The 8577-nt window shown below is 34.4% G+C and carries 9 protein-coding genes and 1 pseudogene; 3 read left to right on the top strand and 7 right to left on the bottom strand.

The annotated features are described in order from the left end of the window. From BXY_RS03040 to BXY_RS03030, 3 genes are all read left to right on the top strand, one after another. On the top strand, nucleotides 1-1762 hold a 1762-nt coding region (locus BXY_RS03040; RefSeq protein ID WP_243442465.1), incomplete at its 5' end, for a response regulator transcription factor. 261 nt (nucleotides 1763-2023) lie between these two features. Then, nucleotides 2024-3079: a hypothetical protein gene (locus BXY_RS03035; RefSeq protein ID WP_015531193.1), complete on the top strand. Its 1056-nt coding sequence runs from the start codon at nucleotides 2024-2026 to the stop codon at nucleotides 3077-3079. After that, nucleotides 3057-3461 (top strand): ASCH domain-containing protein, encoded by a 405-nt coding sequence (locus tag BXY_RS03030; protein WP_015531192.1) that lies wholly within the window; start codon nucleotides 3057-3059, stop codon nucleotides 3459-3461. The genes BXY_RS03035 and BXY_RS03030 overlap by 23 nt, the downstream gene beginning before the upstream one ends. Before the next feature lie 47 nt (nucleotides 3462-3508). On the opposite strand, the gene BXY_RS03025 is transcribed toward BXY_RS03030, so the two are convergent. The 7 genes and pseudogenes from BXY_RS03025 to BXY_RS02995 all read right to left on the bottom strand — a co-directional run. Next, nucleotides 3509-3961, bottom strand: coding sequence for a hypothetical protein (locus BXY_RS03025; protein WP_015531191.1), 453 nt, complete (start codon nucleotides 3959-3961; stop codon nucleotides 3509-3511). Between the two features lie 182 nt (nucleotides 3962-4143). Beyond that, nucleotides 4144-4242, bottom strand: a complete 99-nt coding sequence (locus tag BXY_RS23445; protein WP_229096887.1) for a DUF4372 domain-containing protein — start codon at nucleotides 4240-4242, stop codon at nucleotides 4144-4146. A gap of 171 nt (nucleotides 4243-4413) precedes the next feature. Next, nucleotides 4414-5538, bottom strand: a complete 1125-nt coding sequence (locus tag BXY_RS03015) for a hypothetical protein (protein WP_015531189.1) — start codon at nucleotides 5536-5538, stop codon at nucleotides 4414-4416. Nucleotides 5539-5606: 68 nt separating this feature from the next. Beyond that, entirely contained in the window at nucleotides 5607-6509 is a 903-nt protein-coding gene (locus tag BXY_RS03010; protein ID WP_015531188.1) for a helix-turn-helix transcriptional regulator, read from the bottom strand. Between the two features lie 21 nt (nucleotides 6510-6530). Beyond that, nucleotides 6531-7688, bottom strand: coding sequence for a PDDEXK-like family protein (locus BXY_RS03005; protein WP_015531187.1), 1158 nt, complete (start codon nucleotides 7686-7688; stop codon nucleotides 6531-6533). A gap of 165 nt (nucleotides 7689-7853) precedes the next feature. After that, nucleotides 7854-8204: a hypothetical protein gene (locus BXY_RS03000; RefSeq protein WP_015531186.1), complete on the bottom strand. Its 351-nt coding sequence runs from the start codon at nucleotides 8202-8204 to the stop codon at nucleotides 7854-7856. A 113-nt stretch (nucleotides 8205-8317) separates the two neighbouring features. Then, nucleotides 8318-8577 (bottom strand): annotated as a pseudogene (locus tag BXY_RS02995) (hypothetical protein); the annotation flags it as partial.

Raw genomic sequence — 8577 nt, 5'->3', positions numbered from 1 at the left:
GAATGATTGTTACCTGAGTTTATTATTAAACTTTCGCGCTTTACTTTCTATAGATAGTGGAGCCAATTTAGTAAACAGTAAACAAGCTATTGGCGTAATTTTGCCTGATTTGTCATTGCTTGGTTATGCAGTTCCTGTAGAGAGTTTCGGCATTGGGCTATTTATTGTTTTGTTTGCGTATCTTGCGGTAGAGTATAATGTTCAGTTGTTGTCACATGAAAAACTTAAGATAGCTATGAACATGCTCCATACTACGTATACCCCGTTGATATTGTTACGAAATCAATTGGAAGAACTTAAAACCGGTAATCTTCCCGAATCGCTTTCCCAACAAGTAGAAGAGGCATTGGGATATACCGAATACATCATATATTGCAATCAGAATATTGTAACCCTCAATAAGGTAAACAAAAAAATACTTCCTAAGACATCAACGGCAAATTTGGAACTCTCTTCTTATATTACTTCTATTGTCAATCAATGTCGACCTTATGCTGATTCGCGCCGTATACAACTGACTGTCAGCGAATGTTCGGATTGCGTCAGTTGCAGAATCAATGAAAACATTATGACGGCAGCGCTTCAGCATCTTATAAGCAAACTAATTTTGGGTTCCGATTTAGGTTGTTGCATATCAATCAATATAACACATACAACAGATTCCTGGCAGTTGCAGATTACTAATTGTGAGATAGCAGACAAAAGAGTAGGGAAAATGTTTCCTTTTATTCCGGTCATATTTCCTATATATGGGTATAGTGATTTGTGGACTGTAAGAAAAATCATTCGCCTGCATGGTGGAAAAATAAACGGATATAGACATGGCAAATCATTTGCTTTCCAAATTGTCATTCCAACAGATTGTCATTGCCGGAATCAGGAATGTTCGGTTATCAAACATTCTTCAACAAATACGAAGAATAAGGCTAAAAAATCTTCTGAAAGTGATAAAGATGATACCCCGAATGCTAAAACAAAAGATACATCCCATATCTTATTGGTAATGGCGGACGGGGCATTCAGGAATTATTTAAGGAAAGCTTTATCGCGGTATTTTCAGATTTCAGTTTTGAAAGATCCTGATTTGCTGAAGGATACAGTAGTCCGCCAAAATCCTGATGCTATCATTATTGACGATAATGTAAACGGAACAAATGGAGATGCACTTAGTTTCCGGATCAAAACAGATAAAATGATAGGGTATATACCGGTTGTCCTTTTGATAAGGGCCTTTGATAACGAAAGTTATTTGTCCCATTTAGGAAGTGGGGCGGATCGTCTGGAATTACGAACAGAAAGCATTTGCAGGCTAAGGGCAAACATACGTATGCTTGTAGAAAACCGCATGGTTTTGCGTGAACGGGTCAAATTGTTTTTGTCAGATGCTGTTTTTCCAATGGTCCCCACCAAAGAAGAAATGGAAACAGAAAATACGGATCAGATATTTATGGATAAAGTCAATAAAATCCTGGAAAAGAACCTCTCTACTGATAAATATACAATAGATAAATTAAGTATTGATATAGGAATGAGCCGTACTGCTTTTTATAGCAGGATACGAGAGATAACCGGGAATCCTCCGGAAAATTATATCTATTCGTTCAAAATGGACAGGGCACTTAAACTGCTAGCCTCCCAACAGTACACTGTTTCGGAAATTGCAGGAATGCTGGGATATTGTGATGCTAAATATTTTGGAAAGAAGTTCAAAGACTTCTATCATGTATGTCCTACGGATTACATTAAAAGTATTATAGGGTAAAAGAATATATAGTACATATTTTCAGTTTAAATGATATAAACTAAAATATGTACTATGTTCATTTTCTATCATCTTGCTTCACTATCACCTCTAAAACAGATAAAGTCTTTTTTATCAAATATTTTAAAGGTATTCTAGATTTTGGATGTTATTCATTTAGAAGATTTATTATCTTCTCCTTTTACTTCTAGAAGTTTTTTCGTTAATTTGTATCGCATAACAAGAATAATAGAACAAACGTATAAGTAATAAAGAAAAGCTATGGAGCAACAAAGTTTTTGCAATATCAGTTTATCTGATCCCTTTTTTAATTCTTTAAAGGAAGATTATCCCGAATTTTCTAAGTGGTATAATAAGAAAAAGAAAGATAATGCAAAGGCTTTTATTCAAAAGAATAATGAAGGGATGTTGCAAGCTTTTCTATATTTAAAACAGGAATTAGAAGATATAACAGATGTATGTCCGCCAATGCCTGCAGCTAATAGACTAAAAGTTGGAACTTTTAAAATAGAAGCTCATAATACTAAGTTGGGAGAACAATTTGTAAAAAAAATAGTGGTAGCTGCTCTTCATATTGATGCGGATGAAATATATGTGACGATATACAGGAAACATGAAGGGCTTATAAGGTTGTTAAAGAGATATGGATTCCTTGTATATGGAACTAAAGGTCATGAGGATGAACCGGAGTTTGTATTTGTAAAGTCTATGAAAGTATATTCAGGAGATTTGTTGTATGATTATCCTTATATTCATACTTCAAAAGTACGAAAGTTTATTCTATCAATAAAACCTGAATATCATACTCCGCTCTTTCCTGATTCAATTTTAGATAATGAGGAACGTGATAAATCTTTTCTTGTGCGAGACATTGCTTACACAAATAGCATACATAAGATTTATTTGTGTAAAATGAGGAATATTGATCAATTGTCAAGAGGAGATATTCTTTTAATCTATCGAATGAAAGACGAAAAAGGGGCTGCATATTATCGTAGTGTTGTGTCTTCTATCTGTATTGTAGAAGAAATAAAAAAGGCTTCTGATTTTAAATCTACAGAGGAATTTATCAAATATGCAAACGCTTATAGTATATTTAATGAAAATGAGCTACGGAAATGGTATACAGAATATGGGATGACTCTTATAAAAATGACTTATAATATTGCATTTGATAGAAGAGTTACCCGTGGTGAACTTATTGAACAGGTCGGCCTTTCGGCTGGTGACTATTGGGGATTTATGCAAATAAATGATGAACAATTTAAGAATATAATATCAAGAGGAAAAATAAATGAAAGTCTTATTATCGATTAAACCTGAATTTGTACAGGAAATTTTTACAGGAAAGAAAAAATATGAATATAGAAAAGTTATTTTCACAAGGAGTGTAGATAAAGTAGTGGTCTATTCAACAAAGCCTGTTGGGATGATTGTTGGGGAATTTACAGTAGAGAATATTCTAAATGATACCCCTAGTACACTATGGGACCAGACTCATAAGGATTCAGGTATCACTAAGGATTTTTTTGACCAATACTTTGAAGGTCGTACACATGGGTATGCCTTGAAAATCAGTTCTCCACGTCTTTATGAAGAACCAATTAATCCATTCGAATTATTTAAGGCTTTTGCTGCTCCCCAATCGTTTAAGTATATTGATCCAAATGAGTCTGCTCTCCTATTTTCGAACTACTAAATTTAACCAGGATTGTCTTTTTAGATAATCCTGGTTTGCCTATTCTGTTATTTTATTTTAATACTCCCATCAATATCCCTTGGACGTTTACTTTTTAATAAGTAGCAGTATGAGTTATCTTCAGGAATTGCTATATAATGAGAAGTGTTTTTATCAAGTAACGCTGGGTCTTTTATCAGTTGTATTTTCCAATTTGGCATATTATGGGGTGGAACAAAATTTTCAATAATATCTCTTAGAGAATTATCTATTAGTTTTAATACCAATTCTTTGAAGTATAGTTTACAATCGCTATAAATATAATATTCAAGCTCCCTAAATTTATCAATTAAACATCTCTTATTTGCATTGCTAACGTACCAAAAAGACCACCAATATTCATAGTACTCATATTTTCCATTAACCCCTATTGTTAATAATGCTCTTCTTATGTCATTAGAAATGTCAGTTTCTTTAGAGAAATATCTATTTATGACATTAGAAGGGATATTTTCCGACATTCTACGTTTTCATTTACAGACTTGCACTTCAGGTCTGACTTCGTTCTAACGACAAGGAAAGATCCTGTAAGATTAATCCAATAAAGTTCCTTGCATGAGTCATACGCTCTATATGTATGCATTCGGCTCATGATTAATCTCGATTTTGATTGGCAGATACAAGCGTAGTTTTGGCTATGAGTTCACGCCCCAACCCCAAAATGATAACGCTTTCTTTGATGTGTTTCCAAAGCTAAAATCAAGTAACGGAGACTTTCACGATTATTGAGTTGACCGAACATTTTTGCAAATAACAGGTTCCAGCAAATATATCTATAATGTCACGCAAACATTCTACATATTGGGGATCAAAGATAGTACCATATTCATCTCGTGTAGGTATACCCAACATCTGCAATGTTCGATAATTTTTATTAGAATTGAGTATACCGTCAAAATCGAGAAAAAGATATTTATTTTTCATTAGATAACGATGTTTCTACAAATGATACTATTTGTTCTATCTTCTCAAGTGGATTTTGGCTTGTCAATTTTGCAAATGAAAGATGCATTCTATTTTCGTATTTTTGTATATCATATGCTCGCTGGAATCCAAACGAATTTTCCATTTTGTTGAAAAAAGATTTCATGCTTTCTTTACTCATGCCTTTGGTCCCACAGTTAACAAATAGATGTACGGCTTCATTTTTGTTACTATTAATAACAAGCCGTACAGCACCATTACACAGTGAAATACCGTTCTTACCTTTTATTGCTACCACCTGATACCCTTTTTGATTTTTCAAATGGTTGAAAACTTCATCTGCGATCTTTTGTCTCTGCTCTTGCCTTTTAGCTCTTTCCATATTAGGTATATGTTTGCTTAAGGTTGATCTTGCATCAGAGATAGCATTTTCCACGCCTGTTGGTATCAACGTATTCTGTTTGAACTTCATCCGATACCTTATATACTTGGGTTTATTCTTTGCATAACGCATGAGATAAAGTGGATGCGTAAAATTATTGTGTTGGAATATAGGGTCAAGATATTTCATTCCACACTTATTAATAGCGGCATTGAAAAACTGTTCAGCCTTTTGGTTATATCTTTTATGCCAAGCCAAATTTCCAAAGCCAAGGTAGACTGGAGGAACAAGGTGCTCTATGTCGTAATTGGTCACATTTTCTTCATCTGCAAAACGAAATGTATTGCTGGTTGCTTCTGAATATACCAAAGCCTTACTTAAATCTGCTTCTTTGATATAGAAGAGATTAAAAATTTGTATCACACCGTTCAAATCTTCACGGCTTGGCAGATCATAGTAGAAAGCAAAGAGATCGCCTACACAGTCAATTGTGGTATCACTACCAAATTCATACCACTTGTCTTTACTTTCGTCAAAGTGCCGGAGTTGTCTTAACGTTTCGGCATCGTCAATTGCTTGGTGGGTGGGGGATTTAAATTTGGCACCACCTGGATTTTTCATTACCACTGATCCGATAACCTCCCATGAATTACCATATTGTAACAATGTCCTCCATCGAAAACCTATAGCAGTGTTCTCATCCATTAGATAGAAGTGAGTGTATACTTTCATTATTATTTATTTTATAAGAATTAAAATGCAATCTTTGGTACTAACTATCAACACTTAAATGACTTTCATTAATCGTTTTCATATATTTTCCACATATCCTTAATACAGCCATGAAGTTGATGACGAAGTGATTGGGGTTCTAATACTTCAATCATTGCGCCAACTTTTAGTAACTCCATACAGAAGTCGTATGTCGGTCGAAGATGCAATTCGAAATCTGCATATTCATCAGAAGTGTATATTTCCCGTTGTGAAGGGTGAAGTGGAAGTGTGCGAAGATAATGTTGATGATATCTGTCAGCACGTAACACGATTTTTTCTTCCTTAATATCCTTATCAAGCACAATTCCAAAGAAAGAAGCGAAATAGGATTTAGCATCAAAGTCCTTTGGCAAAGTGAAGCATGTATCGGTCACACTGGCGCTCTCTATTCTGTCCATAGCGTACAGTCGTATTTCATCATCATTGATACTATGGGTCAATATATACCATCGTTTCTGGAACATCTTCAAACAATAAGGCTCGATAGGAAAGGTGCAGGCATGATGCCGCTGGAAGCCTTTGTAAGTCAGCTCTATTATCTTATTATCTCGCATGGCCCCGATTATGTCTTTTAAGAAATCTTTACTTGAGGGGATTTCTTCTACGAGAATTCTATTTTTTAGTGTAATACTTTGTGATAGGGTATTGATAGTGGAGAATGAATCGAGCAACCATTTGTTTAGTTCGCCTTCTCTTAACACTTCAGGATTATATATGAAGTATTTGTAACCCGCTTTCAGATTACAATCGATAATTATCCCAAATATATCTAAAATACCTGTTTTCCAGCGGTCGAATGTTTGGCGCGATATAGATGAGCCGCCACTCATTTCCGTGTCCATCCATTTCTCACTGAGTTCTTTTAATGAGATTTGACGGGTCCGGTAAATGGTTTCTATGACCCAAATATATTTTTGTATGAGTGACATAAATTGTAGTTTCTCGGATTGTTACATAGGCAAACCTTTATCTTCTATCTCTTCTATGATTTGTCTGATTTTGGAGATAATCCAATTTGAGACCTCTCCTATGCGTATTGGTAAGTAGCTACTGGTGGAATGCCAATCGGTGTATAGAATCCATTCCCATCCATAAGGCCAGTACGTATTACTACATTCTGAAAAACATGATAATTGCCGTATTGGTAATTCTTTAGCCCCCAGCAGTGAACTTTGTGAAATACCGATATAAAGGTTCTTCCAATCCGAATCTCTTCCATCATCTCTTGTAATGACTATGTAATGGGACCATTGGGGCATTTTGAATTTTAGAGCCGGACTTTCGTCTCCTTCTTTGATGAGCTTAAATTCCATCCCCATTTTAACTGCGAATTCTTTTAACGGTTTAAAAATGAATTCTGTTCTTAATTTGCTACTTATTTCAGCTCTGTTATCCATCAAGGCAACTACTGCTTCCATATTATTGATGGCTAAATCTACGATTTTATCACTACTATCTTTATTCATATCTTGTCCTGTGATTTGTTTAATAAGTGTAATATATTGGGAAATTGTCTCTCGTACCAGAGGTTTGTCGTATGCTAACATCACACACTTTGATAACCAATTTAGGATATGTCCTTTGTACGAGATACAGTGATAGTCAATCTCATTGTCTCCTAATGAATCTTTGCTTGCCTCATGACCATCAAGTGTAAGATAAATCAACTTAAAGCCTTTCGGAAAACGTTGTTTACCATAGTTATTGTATCGCAGTAATTGATGGTATTGATCAATAGCATATATTTTATTCTCAATGATAATAGCATATTCACCATCTTCCAAGATTATATCGATCCGTCCACCAGTAGTTTCTGTCCGCTCACCAATATATCGTTCGACTATATTGGTATTGCAATTAGATATATAATCTCGTTTTAAGCCAATGGCTGCAAGAAATTCTTTAAGCATAGCATCTTTTAGGCCATGATTTCCGTCAGGATTTAACAATTCTGCAAGGAATGCGGAATGCAATCTAACTTCGTTAGACCGTAATCCAAGAGTGTTGAAAACGTTAAAACAATCGCCTTTTCGCTGCTTATGCTTCATTCGCTCTTGCTCAATAAGGCAAATCTTGCTTATTTCCATTAAAAGATCATTCAATTCCATATTTAAACTATTTTGTTAATACAAAAATACGAAAAGATTGCCTCGTTTTCTATATTATAATTTTGATTTAATTGATATTTATATAACGTTGAAATATTTTCAACGTTTATAGCTACTGGTAGCTTTAGCAAGACAATTTTTCCTCTTTGTTCACGTAGTGAATAATTATTGTGAAACAATCTCAAAAGCCAATTCTTTCATCCGTCTTTTTACGATGGAATACCATAAATATGAATTTTGCAAGTTGTTGGTGGGTATTCTATCAACATATTTTTCAAGAAAGTCGATAGTATAGAGTGACGCATCATCATAATATCGATTGATTATTTCACTCCAATCCCATAAATCGATAAACTTGTCAATAAGATAATAGTTCAACTTTAGATCAGTATTACTTGAAAGTTCTGACCAATCCCAATAATTTTTAAAATGCTCAATACATTCCTCATGAAAAAGGATTTTATTACTTGTGTTAGACAAGGCTTTCCAAGCTACATCGTTAAGGACCTTAGCCATAAACTCATTTGATACTTTTTTATTGCCATACTACTTTTGTTTTGATTATTAATGAAGTTTGGTGCAAAAGTAAAAGCAGGGTGTCTCATTTTATGTGACACCCTATAAAAGAATCACCTATTTTTCTCCTCCTTCACCATCTTTCTCCACCTCTGAAATGCCCTCATCAAACTTTCTTCTTCCACTAACCCTACCATATTATAATGTTCGACAAAAGTTTCCATTGATTTTTTGAACATGATGCCGTGGCAGTATTTATTTTCCAGTAGAAATTCATAAAGTTCGGCCCTCATTTCTACTTCCATTGCTTTTTCAATGATAAGTGCACTGTTATGACCTATATAATTATATACATTTGGATTTTTGCCGTTTC

Source organism: Bacteroides xylanisolvens XB1A (genome assembly GCF_000210075.1).
Classification (GTDB): domain Bacteria; phylum Bacteroidota; class Bacteroidia; order Bacteroidales; family Bacteroidaceae; genus Bacteroides; species Bacteroides xylanisolvens.
Note: the sequence above shows the minus strand (reverse complement) of the source record. Positions and strands in the feature narration are given on the sequence as shown.